At 58.0% G+C, this 319-nt stretch carries 1 protein-coding gene; it reads left to right on the top strand.

All coding sequences use genetic code 11. The annotated features are described in order from the left end of the window. On the top strand, positions 1-319 hold a 319-nt coding region (locus B2W52_RS14105; protein ID WP_286803640.1), incomplete at both ends, for a flavodoxin-dependent (E)-4-hydroxy-3-methylbut-2-enyl-diphosphate synthase.

The raw sequence follows: 319 nt of genomic DNA, 5'->3' as shown, positions 1-319 counted from the left end.
GGATCAATCCGGGCAATATCGGCCGTGATGACCGCGTCAGTGCCGTAATCAGTGCGGCCCGGGACGGCAACATTCCCATTCGCATTGGTGTGAACGCCGGTTCGCTGGAGAAGTCTCTCCAGCGCAAATATGGCGAACCCACGGCAGACGCGTTGGTGGAGTCTGCCATGCGCCACATCGATATCCTGGATCGTCATGACTTCCAGGATTTCAAGGTGAGCCTGAAAGCGTCGGAAGTGTTTATGACGGTCGATGCCTACCGTAAGATTGCCCAGCAGATTGAGCAGCCCCTGCACCTTGGCATCACCGAGGCCGGTGG

Origin of the sequence: Marinobacter sp. UBA2498, from assembly GCF_002341575.1 — a bacterium.
In the GTDB taxonomy this organism is placed as follows: domain Bacteria; phylum Pseudomonadota; class Gammaproteobacteria; order Pseudomonadales; family Oleiphilaceae; genus Marinobacter; species Marinobacter manganoxydans.
This window is presented reverse-complemented; position numbering and strand designations above follow the sequence as displayed.